Source organism: Micromonospora sp. WMMC250 (assembly GCF_027460215.1).
Classification (GTDB): Bacteria; Actinomycetota; Actinomycetes; order Mycobacteriales; family Micromonosporaceae; genus Micromonospora; species Micromonospora taraxaci.
The window spans coordinates 4,744,100-4,760,208 of sequence record NZ_JAPZBJ010000002.1 but is presented as its reverse complement, the minus strand read 5'-3'; the positions used below and the strand labels follow the sequence as shown (position 1 = coordinate 4,760,208).

13 protein-coding genes are annotated in these 16,109 nt (G+C 69.8%); 4 read left to right on the top strand and 9 right to left on the bottom strand.

Annotated elements, in window-relative coordinates:
* Positions 1-2: 2 nt before the first annotated feature.
* From O3438_RS21360 to O3438_RS21350, 3 genes are read right to left on the bottom strand one after another with little or no spacing between them, the layout of a single operon-like run.
* Complete coding sequence (locus O3438_RS21360) at positions 3-668, bottom strand: SAF domain-containing protein (RefSeq protein ID WP_269681592.1); 666 nt, start codon at positions 666-668, stop codon at positions 3-5.
* Positions 665-1,621, bottom strand: a complete 957-nt coding sequence (locus O3438_RS21355) for a hypothetical protein (RefSeq protein ID WP_442929634.1) — start codon at positions 1,619-1,621, stop codon at positions 665-667. The genes O3438_RS21360 and O3438_RS21355 overlap by 4 nt, the downstream gene beginning before the upstream one ends.
* On the bottom strand, positions 1,615-2,181 hold the full coding sequence (locus tag O3438_RS21350) for a hypothetical protein (RefSeq protein ID WP_442929633.1): 567 nt from the start codon (positions 2,179-2,181) through the stop codon (positions 1,615-1,617). Before O3438_RS21350 ends, O3438_RS21355 begins: the two co-directional genes overlap by 7 nt.
* A 743-nt stretch (positions 2,182-2,924) precedes the next feature.
* Here O3438_RS21350 and O3438_RS21345 point away from each other — a divergent pair.
* Positions 2,925-3,650: a prepilin peptidase gene (locus O3438_RS21345; RefSeq protein WP_269681590.1), complete on the top strand. Its 726-nt coding sequence runs from the start codon at positions 2,925-2,927 to the stop codon at positions 3,648-3,650.
* 21 nt (positions 3,651-3,671) lie between these two features.
* Here O3438_RS21345 and O3438_RS21340 read toward each other — a convergent pair whose 3' ends face one another.
* Positions 3,672-4,292, bottom strand: coding sequence for a phosphatase PAP2 family protein (locus tag O3438_RS21340; RefSeq protein ID WP_269681589.1), 621 nt, complete (start codon positions 4,290-4,292; stop codon positions 3,672-3,674).
* Between the two features lie 170 nt (positions 4,293-4,462).
* Here O3438_RS21340 and O3438_RS21335 point away from each other — a divergent pair, with 170 nt between their 5' ends.
* Positions 4,463-6,862 (top strand): glycoside hydrolase family 65 protein, encoded by a 2,400-nt coding sequence (locus O3438_RS21335; protein ID WP_269681588.1) that lies wholly within the window; start codon positions 4,463-4,465, stop codon positions 6,860-6,862.
* 105 nt (positions 6,863-6,967) lie between these two features.
* On the opposite strand, the gene O3438_RS21330 is transcribed toward O3438_RS21335, so the two are convergent.
* Positions 6,968-7,432, bottom strand: a complete 465-nt coding sequence (locus O3438_RS21330) for a hypothetical protein (RefSeq protein ID WP_269681587.1) — start codon at positions 7,430-7,432, stop codon at positions 6,968-6,970.
* Between the two features lie 174 nt (positions 7,433-7,606).
* Between O3438_RS21330 and O3438_RS21325 the strand changes: the two genes are divergently transcribed.
* Positions 7,607-8,767: a low temperature requirement protein A gene (locus O3438_RS21325; protein ID WP_269681586.1), complete on the top strand. Its 1,161-nt coding sequence runs from the start codon at positions 7,607-7,609 to the stop codon at positions 8,765-8,767.
* Between the two features lie 126 nt (positions 8,768-8,893).
* On the opposite strand, the gene O3438_RS21320 is transcribed toward O3438_RS21325, so the two are convergent.
* On the bottom strand, positions 8,894-10,480 hold the full coding sequence (locus O3438_RS21320; protein ID WP_269681585.1) for a hypothetical protein: 1,587 nt from the start codon (positions 10,478-10,480) through the stop codon (positions 8,894-8,896).
* A gap of 282 nt (positions 10,481-10,762) precedes the next feature.
* On the opposite strand from O3438_RS21320, the gene O3438_RS21315 reads away from it, so the two are divergent.
* Positions 10,763-11,365, top strand: a complete 603-nt coding sequence (locus O3438_RS21315) for a dihydrofolate reductase family protein (protein ID WP_269681584.1) — start codon at positions 10,763-10,765, stop codon at positions 11,363-11,365.
* Positions 11,366-11,524: 159 nt separating this feature from the next.
* On the opposite strand, the gene O3438_RS21310 is transcribed toward O3438_RS21315, so the two are convergent.
* The 3 genes from O3438_RS21310 to O3438_RS21300 form a co-directional block, all read right to left on the bottom strand.
* Positions 11,525-13,489, bottom strand: coding sequence for an ABC transporter permease (locus O3438_RS21310; protein WP_269681583.1), 1,965 nt, complete (start codon positions 13,487-13,489; stop codon positions 11,525-11,527).
* Positions 13,490-13,563: 74 nt separating this feature from the next.
* Positions 13,564-14,994, bottom strand: coding sequence for an extracellular solute-binding protein (locus O3438_RS21305; RefSeq protein WP_269681582.1), 1,431 nt, complete (start codon positions 14,992-14,994; stop codon positions 13,564-13,566).
* 304 nt (positions 14,995-15,298) lie between these two features.
* The gene (locus O3438_RS21300) at positions 15,299-16,069 is read right to left on the bottom strand and encodes an IclR family transcriptional regulator (RefSeq protein ID WP_145778123.1); all 771 of its coding nucleotides are present in this window, start codon (positions 16,067-16,069) and stop codon (positions 15,299-15,301) included.
* Between the last annotated feature and the right edge of the window lie 40 nt (positions 16,070-16,109).

Here is a 16,109-nt window from a genome sequence, read left to right as displayed (position 1 = left end):
GCTCAGGCCGTCTCGGTCAGTACGACGGCGAGCCGGTTCTGTGCGGCGAGCGCCACCACCGCCGGCACGTCGCGGGTGACCAGCGCCAGGTACAGGACCTTGTCGTTGTTTGCCGGGCTGACCATGTCGATCACGGTGGCCGAGAACCTCGTGCCGGCGGCTGCTGCCGCGTCCCCGGTGGTGTTGCTGCGGTCCGGGGTGCTCACCAGCAGGACCTTGTCGCCGGGGTGCAGCTCGCGGGCCGGCACCTGGGCGGTCTTCAGGCCGAGCGCGATCTGCTGTTGGCCGGGGCCGAGCAACGGGTCGTCGGTGACCTGGCCCAGCGTGAGCAGGGTGCCCGGAACCAGCGCCACCGCGGCGCGTTTGCCGACCACCTCGTCGAGCCGCCCGGCGGGCACCGGACGCAACCCCTGACCACCGGCGACCTGCACACTGACCAGGTCGGCGGCGCTGATCTCGCGACCCACCTCCACCGGTCGGGCCACCGCCAGGTAGCTGCCGGTGGCCCGGACCGAGGTGACCGCGAACGCCGCACCGAGCCCACCGAGAGCGATCAGGAGTACGGCGAGACCGAGCAGCCCGGGGCGTACCCGCCGCTGCCGGACCACTGTCGGCGGGGTGACCGGCGGGTCGACCGGTGGGGTGCCGTTGCGGGTCGCGAGGCTCATCTGGTGACCACCTGGAGTTCGTTGATCTGGATCTGGACGACGCCGCTGTTCCGGGTCTGCGGGATCACCCGTCTGGTGGGGTCGGTGTTGGTCCACCAGGTCACCGACCAGTGCGTGGCGGCGGTGACCCGGTAGGTGTCGGCCTTCTGGTAGCCCTTGTCGTAGCCGCAGTCGGGCGAGGTGCTACCTGCCCGCTGACCCGTCGACGTGTACTCGGTTCCGGCGTCGTCGCAGGTGACCTTGTCGCCGTTGCCCATGTCCCAGACGATCCGGTCGACCTTCGCCTCGATGTAGACGGTCAAGCCACGGTCGCTTTCGTCGGCGTGTATCGGGCCGAAGTAGTTCGGCCCCGGATCCGCCCACATCCAGACCGGCAGGCCGACCAGGCCGGGGCCGATGTTCTTGCGGGGTGCGACCTTCAGGGGCGCCGGCAGCAACTTGATCGAGGCGAGGGCGCGACGGGCCAGCTCCTCCGGGTTGGGTGGTGCGCCGAAGCCGCCCGGGGGCTCGTCCAGCAACACTGTGGTCTGGTTGCCCACGTCTTCGCCGCCGTTGCAGGTCTGCACGTACCACTGCTGACCCTCGGGTGCCTCGGGCTGCGGCGTGGCCAACTTGTAGTAGCAGCCGTCCCCGCTGTTGAACCAACCCTTGAACTCGTCGTAGCAGGGGATCGTCCGCCCGTTCCACCGGCAGACGCCTCCGCCTCCGCCCCCGCCGCCGTCGTCTCCACCGTCGTCACCGCCCCCGCCCGGGTCCCCCGGGTTGCCGGGCTCGTCGTCCCAGACGTTGCAGTCCGGTTGGTCGGGCGTGCAGCCCGCTCCCGGGTCGGCGCGTTGAGCAGCGGCGGCTGCCGGCGGGGTCGCGCCGACCACCAGCAGGAGGGCGAGGCAGACCCCGGCAAGAACCCGCCGGGATGTGCCAGCGCGGCGTGGCCGTGCTCCGGACGTCAGCACGGCTGGTCCCGGTGCGTCGTGCCGGAGTTGATCAGCCAGCGCCCGTCGGGATACCGGGTCGCGGTGGCGGTGGCGAAGTGTTTGCCGCCTCCGCTGCCGGGGACCACGCGCTTGTCCTTGGCGAAGACCAGCCGGTAGCCGGTCGTGTCCAGGCAGTCCTGGATCTCCACGGTGGCCGGCTTCGCGTCCAGGCTGACCGCGATCACGGTCGGGTCGGACTTCACCGTCCCGGTACGCATAGCGCCGTGCTCCTTAGCGTCGCGAATGGACAATTGGACCCGAGTGAGAAGTGGATCAGCGAGATACCGGGTGAGTTCCGGCGCCCGTGGATCGCTGCGTCCGCTCGCCGTGCGCGAGGCCGCGAGATAACCGGAGTAAGCGTCAAGTGCCGCCTTTTCGGCGGCTTGCCGATCGATCTCGGGATCGGTCCGTTGTTCGTCCGCACGGGGTGCCACCGGTCGTTCGACCGACTCCCGTCCGCTGGCGCAGGCGGTGAGTGGCGCTGCCGCCACGACCGCCAGCAGGCAGATTGCCGCTCGTCTGAGCTGCCGTCCGCGCACCGTCGAGCCTCCTCGTGGTCGCCCGGAACGGTGAGGGGTCACCGCCGTCGGGCATGCGGAAACGCGCCCGGATCAGCACATCCGGAGCCGTTCATTGCGCTTCTGCATTCACCGTTACGGATCTTCTACAAATGCAGGGTCCTATGTCTTCCGGTTGTCGAGGTGAGGCTTGCATCACACCCAAGGGGCGAGCATAGGCTGACGCTCGCCGATGCAACAGAGGCAATTCAAGCGAACACTCTGAGTGATGACAGGTGGTGGTGGTGGGTGTCCGCACCGTGCACCGGGCGATTGCCGGGCGAGGGGCCGTCGGAGATCGGACGTCGCCGGGGCGGGCACTGTCGCCGATGCCCCGCCGTCGTCCCCAGGAGTGGGACATCGCGGCCTGATCCCGGCATCCCAACGGCACCGCCGGCCTGCCGGGGGTCTGGCTCGGGCGACGAGCTGGCCGGCCCGTACCAGGCCGACGGTGCCCTTCGACGACCGGGCGGCACTGTCGCTTTCTGCGCCATCCGCCACACCGTGACGATCGTCCAGTCACGATCCGTGTTCACCTTCATGGGGGAGTGCGCCGGCGTACCGGAGGCGACATGGCGCTGACCGGCCCCCCCGCGGCTGTCCCGGGGCGGGAGAACCCACCCGATCGGAGCCCGGCGAACCCGCCGACCGGCGGCGCGACGGAACCCGCTCGCCGGGCGTCGGATCAGGGCCGCACGACGGACCACGTTCCGGCGGCGGCCCGCATGCGGCTGTCGACGGTGCTCGCGATCCTCGCGGTCGGCCCGCTGATACGCATGGCCGCGCTGCGCTACGCCGTACCCCCGGGCATGCCCAGCCGGACCGGCTGCGACGCCTGCGGCGCGCCGATCGACCTGACCCGGTCCTGGCCGGCGCTCGGGCCGACGGCCCGGTGCGGTCGCTGCCGGGCGCGGGTCGGCCCGCCTCCCGGCGCGGTCGAGGTGGCAGTGCTCGCCGCGGTGGCGCTGCTGCTCGCTCTGGCCGGCGCCTCGGGCGGGGCGCTGCCGGCGCTGGCCTGGTGGTTGGGCTGGACGATCCCGGCGGTCCTCGTCGACCTCGCCGTGCACCGCCTGCCGGATCGGCTCACCCTGCCGGCGGCTGCCGGGACCTGGCTCCTGCTCGGCGTCGCCGCTCTCGACGCCGAGCCCGGGCACTGGCTGCGGGCGGTCCTCGCCGGGGCCGGTCTGGCGTTGTTCTTCGCCAGCACCACGTTGCTGCTCGGGCGTCGTGGCTTCGGGCTGGGCGACGCCAAGTTGGCGCTCAGCGTGGGAGCCCTGCTCGGCTGGTACGGCTGGCCCGTGCTGGTACTCGGGATGCTGCTCGCCTTCGGGCTGTCCGCACTGCTGAGCGTGGGTCTGCTCGCCGCCCGCCGGGCACGCTGGAGCACACATCTGCCCTTCGGCCCGTTCCTCCTGCTCGGCACGGTGGGGGCACTCCTGCTGTCACTCTGACCCCGGCCAGTGGATGGCGGGTCAGGGGTGGGGGCGGCCGGCCAGCTTCGGGATCGGGGTCCGGGATCGGCGACGCAGCAACTCGGTGGTGGGTCGGGCCAGCAGCGGGGTTGCCACCACGGCGACCAGAGCGCCGAACAGCACGCCTGCGATGACGTCGTGCGGGTAGTGCACACCCACGAAGACCCGGGAGAAGGCGCCGAGCGCGGCCAGCGGCAGCGCGACCAGTCCGAGCCGGCGGGAGAGCAGCAGCGTGGTGACCGCCAGCGCGCCGGCCACCGTGGCGTGGTTGCTGGGAAACGACCAGTCACCCGGGGGTGGGCAAACGCCAGCGATGATTGCCCGGCCGACCGTCCGGCAGGGGCGATCCTCGTCCACCACGGTCTTGAACCATTCGCTGCCCACGTACGCCAGGAGGGCCGGCAGCGGCGAGATCAGCGCGAGTGCCCGGTCGCGCGGGCCGCCGGAGCGGCGGCCCAGCGCGGCGATCAGCAGTAGCGCGCCGAGCAGCAGGATCACCCCCTCGGTCGCGTGCCCGACGAACCACTGCACCGGCTCTGGGCTGGCGGCGGCGGCGTCGACGACGTCGCGGTACCACTCGGCGCTGATCTCCGGAACGTCAATGCTGCCGTTGTCGGCCATGCCTCACCTCACTCCATGTTCATACCCCGTTCATCTTGGAGACACCCTAGGAACGCGGCAGAGGGCACCGCCGCTGTCGAAGGTCGGTCCGCCGGCACGACCTTCGTCCAGCATTCGTACAGCCGGCTCTGCTTGGCTGGTCAGGGACGTCGGCATCCACAGGAGGCTTCGTGCACAGCAGTTCGGCCACCGATCAACCGCCGCCCGCTGCCTTGACGGGAGACGACGAGACGTGGCGAATCCGGCGTACGGCGGCTGATCTGGACCGGCTCGGCGAGACCGAGTCAATCTTCGCGCTGGGCAACGGGTGGGTCGGTTGGCGCGGTGTCCTGGACGAGGGCGCGCCGTGCGGGATGCCGGGCAGCTACGTCAACGGCCTGCACGAGCGTCGCGAGCTGAGCTACCCCGAGCAGGGGTACGCGTTCCCGCAGGAGAGCGACGCGGTCATCAGCGCGCCGAACGCCGCGCTGATCCGGCTCTGGGTCGGCGACGAGCCGCTGGACATCCGGACCGGGACGCTGCGCAGCCACGAACGGGTGCTCGACCTGCGTACCGGTGTGCTGCGTCGGGACACCGAGTGGATTTCCCCTGCCGGAAAGGGGGTGCGGATCCGCAGCACCAGGCTGGTGTCCCTGCCGCGCCGTCCGGTGGCTGCAATCCGGTACGAGGTCGAGGCGCTGGACAGCCCCGTCGAGCTGCGGGTCTGCTCCGACCTGCTGGCCAACGAGAAGGTGCCGGAGCGCTCGGACGACCCCCGGGCGGCCTCGGTGCCCACCGACCCGCTGACCGCCGAGTCGTACGACGCGAACGGCCTCGACGGGGTGCTGGTGCACCGTACGGAGCGCAGCGGCCAGCGCGTGGCGGTCGCGGTCAGTCACCTCGTGGACGGGCCGGACACGATCACCACCACCGGCGACTGCACCCCGGACCGGGTACGGCTGACCGTGACGGGTCGCCTGCATCCGGGGGAGCGGCTGCGGCTGACGAAGTTCGCCGCGTACGAGTGGGCGGCTGTCGACGGCGTACCCGCCGACGAGTTGGCGGCCCTGGTCTCCGCCGAGGCGGACGCGGCCCGCGCCGACGGTTTCGACGCTCTCCTCACCGACCAACGGGCCGCCCTGGACGCGGCCTGGCAGGTCGCCGACGTGCAGCTCGACGGCGACCACGAGCTTCAGCAGGCAGTTCGGTTCGCGATGTTCCACCTGATCCAGGCCGGTCGGCCGGACTCGGACCGGACCATCTCGGCCAAGGGGTTGACCGGCAACGGCTACGACGGGCACGTCCTCTGGGACACCGAGAGCTACGTCCTGCCGGTGCTCACCTACCTGGCCCCGGCGGTGGTCCGTTCGGCGCTGACCTGGCGGCACGCGCACCTGCCGGAGGCCCGGGAGCGGGCCCGCGAACTGCGGCTGACCGGCGCCACCTTCCCGTGGCGCACCATCGGCGGCCGGGAGTGCTCCGGCTACTGGCCGGCCGGCACGGCCGCGCTGCACGTCAACGCCGACATCGCCGACGCGGTGCTGCGCTATCTGGCGGCCACCGACGACCAGCGCTTCCTCGCCGACGCGGGGCTGGAATTGCTGGTGGAGACGGCCCGGCTCTGGCACGGCTTCGGCCACTGGTCGGGCGACGGCGGCTTCCACCTGCACGGGGTGACCGGCCCGGACGAGTACGCCGCGCTGGTCGACGACAACGTCTTCACGAACCTGATGGCCAAGCGCAACCTGCGGGGCGCGGCGGACGCCGCCGAGCGTCACCCCGATCTGGCCGGTCGGTTCGGCGTGGACCACGACGAGGTGGTCGGTTGGCGGGCCGCCGCAGACGCGATGGCCATCCCGTACGACCACGAGCGCGGGGTGCACCAGCAGGCTGCCGGCTTCACCGAGCAGCCCGAGTGGGACTTCGCGAACACCGGCGAGGACGACTACCCGCTGCTGCTGCACTTCCCGTACCTGGAGCTGTACCGCAAGCAGGTGGTGAAGCAGGCCGACCTGGTGCTCGCCATGCAGCTCTGCCCCGGTGAGTTCACCGCCGCGGAGAAGGCCCGCAACCTGACCTACTACGAGGCCCGCACGGTCCGCGACTCGTCGCTGTCGGCCGCGCCGCAGGCCGTCCTGGCCGCCGAGGTCGGGCACCTGGACCTGGCGTACGACCTGTTCGCCGAGTCGGTCCTTCAAGACCTGGCCGACCTGGGCGACAAGACCGCCGACGGGCTGCACCTGGCCTCGCTGGCCGGCGCGTGGCTGGCACTCGTGCAGGGCTTCGGCGGGCTGCGCGACGACCGCGGGGTGCTCTCGTTCGACCCGCGGCTGCCGCGTCGGATCGACCGGTTGGCGTTCAGCCTGCGGTGGCGCGGCCACCGGCTGCGGGTCACGCTGACTCCCACCGAGGCCCGCTACGAACTGCCCGACGCCGCCTCCGACACCGAGATCGAGGTGTGGCACCACGGCGAGTCGGTACGGATCACCGGTGCCGAGGCGGTCACCGTGCCGATGCCGCAGGTGCCCGACCCCGGGCCGGAACCGGCCTCCCCGCCCGGCCGCCGCCCCACGCGTCGCTCGGCCGACTGAGCCACGCGTCGCTCGGCGACTGAGCCACGCGTCGCTCGGCGACTGAGCCACGCGTCGCTCGGCCGACTGAGCCACCCGTCGCTCGGCCGACCGACCCACCCCGGCTCAGGCCGGCACGGGACCGCCGGCCATCCGCTCGCGGACGGCCTCCAACGCCTCGAAGGCGTACGCCCAGTTGTGGCACTTGAAGCTGCGCAGGCCGTCGATCGCGGTGTGGCAGTCGGAGCAGCGCACGCCGGCGATGGCATCGGGGATCTCGGTGTTGACGTACTTGCGCTCGCCGAGGATGACCGTGGCGATCATGGCCTTGTCGTGCAGCCCGGAGAGCGCCGACGAGACGATGTCGTACCAGGTGACCCGTCGCCCGCACTTCGGGCAGTCCGGTTCGTCGCCGCTGACCCAGAGCGGCGCCCCGATGCTGCGCGCGGGCATGCCGAGCAGCTTCTCCAACCGCCGGACGTCCGACTCCGGGGTGGTCCAGCGGTGTCGGCCGGGCAGTGACGCGGGCGAGTCGTACACGGCGCGGAACAGGTCGTTGTCGACCTGCACGGTCTCGCGCTGAGCGGTCATCGGCTTACCTCCTCGTTGAGTCGGTGCCCCCACCGTGGTCAGCGACGACCATGGGCGCTGCCGGATCAACGACACGAGGGGGCGGCGGGTCGTCACCCAGCCGTTTTCGTCTCGTCGACCGGCTTCCAGTGGTACGACGGAGGCAGGGCGGGTGTGCCTCCGGGGGGAGCGCCGATGGCGAGCCGAGCTGACCGGCTGCTGCGGGGCAGCGACTCGCCACTGAGCGCCTCGTTCCTGGAGCTCTTCTTCGACCTGGCGTTCGTGCTCGCTCTCAGCCAGTTGGCCGAGCACCTGCTGCACGACCTCACCGTGGCCGGCGCGCTGCGGACCGCCCTGCTGTTGACCGGGATCTGGTGGATCTGGGTGCCCACGACCTGGTTCGCCGACTGGTACGACCCGGAGAGCCCCGCGGTGCGGTGGTTGCTGGTCGCGTCAGCGCTGGGCGCCCTGCTGGTCGGGGTGGCGATACCGCAGGCGTTGGACGGGAGGGGTCTGCTCTTCGCCGGTGCGTACGTCTCGGTGCACATCGCCCGAGGTGTGGTCACGACCTTCGCGTTACGCGGTCATCCGAGGCAGACTCGAACGCTGCGGATCCTCTGCTGGTTCAGCGTCTCCGCCGTACCGTGGCTGGCTGGCGGGCTCCTGCCGGACTGGCGGGTGCCGCTCTGGCTGCTCGCCCTCGCCCTGGATCTCACCGGGCCTCGACTGGGCTGGCCCACCCCGCTGATGGGCCGGACCCGCCAACAGGAGTTGCACCTCGCCGGTGGGCACTTCGCCGAGCGGTACCAACAGATCATGATCATCGCGCTCGGTGAACTGGTACTGGTCGCCGGCCTCTCGTACGCCGGCACCGACCTCCACCTCCGGCAGACCGCCGCCTTTCTGCTGGTCTTCGCCACCGCTGTGTTGATCGGTCTGCTCTACGTCACACCCGCTGGCCAACGCCTCGGCCCGGCCATCGAACACGCCGACCCGTCCCGGCTCGGCGTCGTCACCGGCTACGTGCACCTGGTGATGATCGCCGGGCTGGTCGTCACCTCCGTCGGCGCCGAACTGAGCATCGCCCACCCCGCGCGGACCGGCGACCTGACAGCTGTCGTCGTCATCCTCAGCGGCCCGACGCTGTTCCTCATCGGGCGGATCCTCTTCTCGGTGGCGATCCACCGACGGCTCTCCTGGCCGCGGGTCGCAGCCCTGTTCGTGTTGGCGGCCGCGGCGGGGCTCCTGCGGATGCCGCTGCTCGCGGTCAGCGCGGTCGCCACGGTGGTGGTGCTCGTGGTGGTCGTCCTGGATCACGCCGGGCTCTTGTCGTACCGCCGACGGGCCGGCGCGTAGGTGCCGCACCGCGGTCTCGGGTGGCGGCGGAACGCGCTGCCGTCACGGCCGGGCCCCGGACCGACACGGCCACGATGCGCGAAACGGCCGGCGGCCCGGCCCAGTGGGCCGGGCCGGATCGGGACGTCAGTCGGGCACCACGGTCAGGACCAGCGGACCGTTCGGAATCGGGGTGCCGGCGTTGTTCGGATAACCCCAAGCGCTGTCGTTTCCGGCCTCGTCGGTCAGCGAGAAACCGATCGTGTACTGCCCCGGCTCCATCCGGCCGGTGGACACCGCGAGACGGAAGACGCCGGTGCCGTCGTCGTGCTGACCGCCGTACATTCCGCCCTTGGGCTCCCCGTTGCTGTCGTAGATCGTCGCGCTGGACTGTTGGATCTTGGCGAACTCGTCCACCTCGACAGTGACGTCGAAGCCGAGCCCCCAGGCGTCCTCGGTCTCCTGCTGCGTCCACGTCGCCTTGGGTAGCGTCGCCGAGAGCACGACCGGTGCCTTCTCGTCCTTCACTCGGGTGACGGTGAGGCCGAGGTCGGGAGCACCGTACGTTGTGCCGTAGAGGGCGACGTTGCCCGCCCCGTCGGTCAGCCTGACTCCGTTGACCGAGCAGGAGCCCATCCAGGAGGAGTGGAGGACGATCTCTACCGAGGCTGATCCGTCGTCACCGACCACCGGGGTGTGTGACGGTTGGGAGCACCACGACAATTCGACGTCGACCGAGGTCAGGCCACCAACCATGCCCTGCGGCCGGAAGGTGAGTGCCGTCGAGGCCGGACCACGCCAGTTGTTCACCTCCGCCTTCGTCAGGGCGAAGTTCGACGCGCTGAGCACCTCGTTGCGGCTCACCTGGACCGGAGCCGCTCCTTCCGGTGACGTGTCGGTCCGGGTGTTGCCCCAAGTGTCGGTCAGGTCGAGCCGGGAGACCCGCCAGGTGCCGGACGGTGAGCCGGCCGGCACGGTGACTGGGACGGAGCACGACGCCCACGTCGGGTCCCAGGCGACCTGGCCGTTGCAGGACCACTGCGACCCGTCCTGGGCGAGCTGGAACGTGCCGCTGATTCGCGTGCCGTTCGGGCCGGTGAGGGTGAGCTTTCCCTTCTTGAAGCCGGAGTTGTCGACGACGTACACCGCGTAGCGCAGCGTCACCCCGGAACCGTCGTCGTAGAAGCTGCGAGGTTGGTCGAAGTCGAAGTACAACTGCTCGGCGACCGGCCCTTCGGCGTCGACGATCTGGGTGACGGTGAGCGCGGCCGGGCCCGGGTCGCGCACCGTGCGGGCGTGCGCGACATCGTCGGCGATGGTCACCTTGGTGACCCGCCAGGCCGTCTGCGCCACGGGCGCGTAGCGCGGGACCGTGAACTGGTAGGTGTAGGTGGACTCCTGGGCTGTCCCCGAACCCCCGACCTGTGCCCGGCCCCAGTCCAGGTTGTAACTGACCGTGCGGGGTTGGCCGATCTGCTCGTTGCCGGCGAACTGCCGTAGTTCTACAACGCCGCTGATCCCCCGGGCCTTGGTGGCGCGGTTGGTGATCGTCCAGAGGAGATTGACTGTCGCGTAGGTCTCGGTGACGTCAACCTGCGTGGTGTCGAAGGCGATGGACGCGACGTCGAGCACCGGACTGGTCGCGGGTGCCGCTACCGCCGGACCGGTGATCGACACGGCAACCGCGGCAACCGCCATGGTTGCGACGAGCGAGCGTAGGTGCCAAGGCTTCATCTGCTCTCCCCGTGAGTCAGTGAATCCTGAATGGATGCGCGCTGAGAGTAGCCGCAGCCGACAAACGAATTCGTGCGCCATCGGGCCGTTTTATTAGGCTTGCGATCCGTTTGAATGTCTTATCTGCACGCGCTGGACTGTCGGGTTTTGTCGGCGCGCGGCGGTTTCTGAAACCCGTCGAGCCCTGCGACGAAAAACGATCTTGCGGACGGGCGCGGTTCCGAGCAGGCTGCGCTTGTCGGGTCGAGAACAGGATCCGGCGCCGGAACCAAGGAGATGCCCGTGCGCAAGCTCGTCTACTACGTCGCCGTCACGCTTGACGGATTCATCGCCGGCCCCGACCCCACCGGCCCGGACGGCTTCTGGCCCATCCCGGACGATTACCTGCACCACCTCGTCGCCGAGTACCCGGAGACCCTGCCAGGTCCGGCCCGACAGGCGTTCGGCATCACCGACGCGGGCAGCCGGTTCGACACCGTCCTGGAAGGCCGTCACTCCTACGAGGTGGGGCTGAAGGCCGGTGTCACCGACGCCTACCCGCACCTGCGCCACCTGGTGTTCTCCCGCACGCTGGGCGAAAGCCCGGACCCGGCCGTCGAGGTCACCGCCGAGGACCCCATTGCCACGGTACGAGAGCTGAAGCGCCACGACGGCAAGGACATCTGGGTGATCGGCGGTGGTGCCCTGGCCGGGGCCCTCTACCCGGAGATCGACCAGTTGATCGTCAAGCTCGCTCCGCTGACGGTCGGCGCCGGCATTCCGCTGTTCGGCCGCGAAGCCGTCTTCGCACCCCGCACCTGGCGCCTGACCGAGCACACGGTCCTGGAGAGCGGCTCCCTCTTCCTCACCTACACCCGGGCGCAGGCCGGAACCGAGACCACGTGAGCGCACCGTGTTCAGGGCGGCCGCACGCCCCGGCACCTGGTCCCCTCCCGGCGAGGTGAAGGTGCGCGACGACTCGGGCCCCGACGCTTACCGGAGCCGTCGTGGGGACGGTCCGTTGCCGGGCCGCTGGTGCGCGATCGGCACCAGCGGCCCGTCGGCTCACCCCTTCACCGCGCCTGCCGTGAGACCTTCGGTCAGGAAGCGCTGCCCGAGGGCGTACATGATCACCACCGGGATGCTGACGAGCAGCGACGCCGCGGCGAGTTGTCCCTGTGGGACGACGTCTCCGGCGATCATCGACTGCATCCCGACGGGGAGCGTCTTGTACTCGTCCTTCGTGATGAACACGAAGGCGAACAGGAACTCGTTCCACGCGTTGGTCAGGGTGAAGAGCGCGACCGCCAGCAGTCCCGGCTTGGCCAGCGGCAGCACCACCCGGCCGAACGCCTGGAGGCGGGTGCAGCCGTCGACGAGCGCGGCCTCCTCCAACTCGATGGGGATCGACGAGAAGTAACCGACCAGCAGCCAGGTGGCGAACGGCAGTGTGAAGGTCGGATACGTCACCACCAGGGACCACAACGAGTCGGTGAGCCGCGCGCCGATGAGCATCTGGTACAGCGGGATGAACAGCAGCGCGCCCGGCATCACGTAGGTGAGCAGGACGGTGACGGTGAAGCCCTGCGCCCCGCGGAACCGCAGCCGGGCCAGCGCGTAGCCCGCCAGGGCGGCACAGATCAGCGCCACGGCGGTGGAGGCCGCGGACACCAGCAGGGTGTTGAGATACCAGCGGCCGAACGGCTGGTTGTCGAACAGGGCACCGAACTGTTCCAGGGTCCACGGCGTCGGCCACAGGTCGTCGGTGCGCATGACGACCTGGCCCTCGGACTTGAAGGCCGTGACGGCGATCCAGTACAGCGGGCCCAGCACGAAGAAGAGCAACCCGGCCAGCGCCACCCAGGACCCCAGACCCGACACCGCCGACGACGACCGTCGACCGCCCCGGGACTGGAGGGTCGAGACCACCCGGCCGACCGCCACCGCGATCAGCAGAATCACCCCGAGGACCACCGCCGCCTTCCAGAAGATCTCCGGCGACGCCCAGAAGAGCAGACCGGTGACCACAGCGGTGACAACCCACGGCAGCGCCTTCCGCACCGTTCCGGCCCACCGCCGCGCGCCGATCCGCCACGCCGCCTGGCGTTGCCGGGGCAGCCTGATGTTGGTGTCCTGGCGCAACAACCTGACCAGGACGAACACCAGCCCGCCGATGATCGGCAGCATGACGAGCGTGACCGCCGCGCCGGCACCGTACTGCAGTTGCAGGATCGCCTTCGAGTAGGCGATGAGCACGTACGGCGCTGTCACGTCGCCGGGGCCGCCCTGCGTCAGCAGCCAGACGAGGTCGAAGTTGTTGAACGTCCAGATCGACGACAGGGTCACCGTCACGGTGAGCACGTGACGCAACCCGGGCAGCGTCACGTTCATGAACCGCTGCACCGACGAGGCGCCGTCGATGGTCGCCGCCTCGTACAGGTCCGCGGGGATGGCCTTCAACCCCGCGAGGAAACACACGGTGAAGAACGGCACCCCCTTCCAGACGTTGACGAGGATCACCGACGGCATGGCCAGCTCCGGGTCGGACAGCCAACCCGCCGGCCAGCTGTCGACCAGGTGCGCGCTGGCCAGCAGCGGCCCGATTCCGGTCGCGGTGAGCAGCGTGTTCACGCTGCCGAAGATCGGGTCCAGCAGGGAGCGCCAGCTGAACGCCGTCACCACCGTCGGCACCACCCACGGGACCAGCAGCAGCCCGGTCAGCAGGGCCCGCCCGCGACGGCGATGATGCAGCAGCAGGGCCGCGGACAGACCCAGCACGACCTTGAAGATCTCGGCGTACGCGGTGAAGACGAACGAGTTCACCACGCCGGTGTGGAACTGGTCGTCGCCGACGAGCGCCAGGTAGTTGTCCAGGCCGACGAACACGGTGTCCTGCCCGTGCCGTTCGGTGGTGCTGGTGAGGATCGACCTGCCGATCGGCACGAGCACGAGAACGCCGACCAGCAGGGCCATCGGTGCCAGGAACAGTGTCGCCAGCCGCCAGTCCCGACCCAGCCGCCGCTGGGTCACGGTGAGCGATCCGGGTCCCGACGGCGAGGCTTTCGCACTCTTTGCCGCCGGGACCCGCGCAGGACGGACCGAGCTCACTGCGGCAGCCCCTGCTGGTTGAAGATCTGCACCATCTTCGCGTGGGCGGTCGTCACTGCCTGCGCCGGCGCGGTGCCCTGCACGACCTGCTGCATCATGTCGGTGAGGACGTAGGCCGAGCCGACGGCCTGCTGGCCGGCGCTGGCCTTCTGCGGGAAGGCGAGGCCGTTCTTCGTGTTCAGCGGCAGCTTCAGTTCAGTGATCTTGCGCAGCATCGGGAAGGCCGGGTCGCCGCTGGTGAAGAACGGGTCGGCGTCCCAGACCTTCTCCCAGGCGGGCATGACCAGGCCGGGCGCCTCCTTCGCGACGCCGAGCAGCGCGGGCGCGCTGACCAGGTACTGCGCCAGGAGCTTGGCGAGCGTGGGGTTCTTGGCGCCCTTGAAGACGACGAAGCCCTGCGACTGGCCGAGCAGCAGGGGGTTGTTGGTGGCCGGTCCGATGCAGTCGGAGAACACGTGGGTGTTCGCGTGCACCGGGTTCTTCTTGGTCCGGGAGTCCGCGTAGACGCTGAACTGGTTGCGGGTGTAACCGAGGATCCCGGCGAGCCAGTTCTCGTTGTTGCTGGTGTCGGTCCAGCTCGCGATCCCCGGCGGCAGCATCCGCTTGTACTTCTCGTTGGTGTAGATGTCGCCCAGGAAGGTGACGGCCTGCACCGTCTCGGGGGAGTTGAAGGTGACCTTGCGGCCGTCGTTGGAGGCGATCGACCCGCCGTACGCGTTGATCAAGGCCTCGATCATGCCGTTGCCGTCACCGGACCGGTTCACCGTCATGCCCCAGCCGAACCGACGCTTGGCCGGATCCGAGATCTCCAGGCAGACGTCCCGCAGTTCCTCCCAGCTGTAGATGTCCTTCGGGGTGATGCCCTTGTCCTGCATCCAGTCCTTGCGCAGGAACGACCCGATCCCGATGAAGTGGTACGGGATGGCGAACCACTTGCCGTCGAAGACGCAGAAGTTCTTGGCCTCGGCGCAGGGCTCCCCGTACTTGGCAGTCAGTGCCTGGACGACGTCCGTCACGTCCTCCAGGTCACCCAACGCCTGGAACTGGGCGACGAAGCGTGAGTCGGTCATGAACGCGAGGTCACGAGCGACGCCACCCTCGACCTCGGCGTGGATCTTGGCTACGACGTCACCGGCGTCGGCCTGGACCAGGCTGTTCTCGATCTTCGTCCCGGTGGTGTCGGCGAACTTCTTGATCGAGCTGTCGAGTGCTTCGTTCGCCGCCGTCGAATACAGCTTTTGCGACAGCATCCCCATCGAGGAGCCCTTCACCGCCGCCGCGGCGTCGATCAGCTCCTGCGGAACCTCCGGCTGCACCTTGGGGGGCGAGTCGGACTCGCCTCCACACGCGGCGAGACCGGCCGCGCCGAGCACCCCCACTCCCATCCCCAGAAAGCCGCGTCGTGACCAGGCTGGGTTGTATCCCATGGACATTCGCCTCCCTCAAGTCCCCGCAGCACGGCACGCCGAGGGCGTAGCCCGTGCAACAGGTGTGTCTTCATGACGGCGACCACGGATGCGCGTCGCCCGCATCGGTCAGTGCGTTGTGGCGATCGGCGACCAGGCCGAGAAGGGGGCGCTGATGTTCCAGTTCGGTCGGGCCACGGAACCACCGCCGTTCGAAATTTCGAACTCAGTTCGAAATACCGCATCAAGTGGACGCGACGCTAGAACAGCTCTGAGAAGAATGTCAATGTTTCGATGATGTTTCGAACCGAAAACGGGAGGCTGGCTATCGAGGCAAAGCCCGGTAGCCCATCCGGGTGGACAAGGTGGCCGCGCCCTCGCGAACCAGCTCGGTCCACTCCCGGTACGCCTGGGCCGTCCAGCGGATGATCGGCGCGGACAGACTCATCGCGGCGATGGTCGCACCCGAGTGGTCTCGGATCGCCGCGGCGACGCAGCGCATGGCCGTGTCGGACTCCCCGATGTCCACAGCGACACTGTCCGCCCGCACCCGCGCGAGATGCGCGCGTAGGCGCTCAGGGTCGGTGATGCTGGCCGGCGTCATCCCGGGCAGGGCGCCGTTGGTCAGGACGGCGTCCAGGCCGGCCGGATCGAGGTCGGACAGCAGGATCTTGCCGACCGCCGTGCAGTGGGCCGGTAGCCGCCGCCCGACCGCGGAGACCATCCGAACCGGGTGGGTGCTGTCGAACTTGACCAGGTAGATGACATCCGCGCCGTCGAGCACTGCCACGTGGACCGCCTCGTCGCACGCTGCGGCCACGTCCCGAGCGACGCACTGCGCCTCACGGACCAGATCAAGCCGGCCGGCGAACGCCGCACCGAGTTGGAACAGCGGCATGCCGAGCCGATAACGCACCGGCTGCCCCGGTACGGAGATCAGGTACGAGCGAGCCTCAAGCGTGACGAGCAGCTCGTGGACGGTGGTGCGGGGCAGGTCGAGCCGCTCCATCACCTGGCGGGCCGACAGTTCAGGGCAGTCCACGAACAGTTCGAGGACGTCGAGTGCGCGGTTGACCGCCGGTACCACACGGGGCATGTCGATAGTCCCTTCGCAGTGCCGCCACCGCGTCAACGAT

Excerpts from the sequence above, each read along its gene's own strand:
- O3438_RS21360 (WP_269681592.1), bottom strand. The coding sequence starts at position 668 with ATGAGCCTCGCGACCCGCAACGGCACCCCACCGGTCGACCCGCCGGTC.
- O3438_RS21345 (WP_269681590.1), top strand. The coding sequence starts at position 2,925 with ATGCGGCTGTCGACGGTGCTCGCGATCCTCGCGGTCGGCCCGCTGATA.
- O3438_RS21340 (WP_269681589.1), bottom strand. The coding sequence starts at position 4,292 with ATGGCCGACAACGGCAGCATTGACGTTCCGGAGATCAGCGCCGAGTGG.
- O3438_RS21330 (WP_269681587.1), bottom strand. The coding sequence starts at position 7,432 with ATGACCGCTCAGCGCGAGACCGTGCAGGTCGACAACGACCTGTTCCGC.
- O3438_RS21325 (WP_269681586.1), top strand. The coding sequence starts at position 7,607 with ATGGCGAGCCGAGCTGACCGGCTGCTGCGGGGCAGCGACTCGCCACTG.
- O3438_RS21320 (WP_269681585.1), bottom strand. The coding sequence starts at position 10,480 with ATGAAGCCTTGGCACCTACGCTCGCTCGTCGCAACCATGGCGGTTGCC.
- O3438_RS21305 (WP_269681582.1), bottom strand. The coding sequence starts at position 14,994 with ATGGGATACAACCCAGCCTGGTCACGACGCGGCTTTCTGGGGATGGGA.
- O3438_RS21300 (WP_145778123.1), bottom strand. The coding sequence starts at position 16,069 with ATGCCCCGTGTGGTACCGGCGGTCAACCGCGCACTCGACGTCCTCGAA.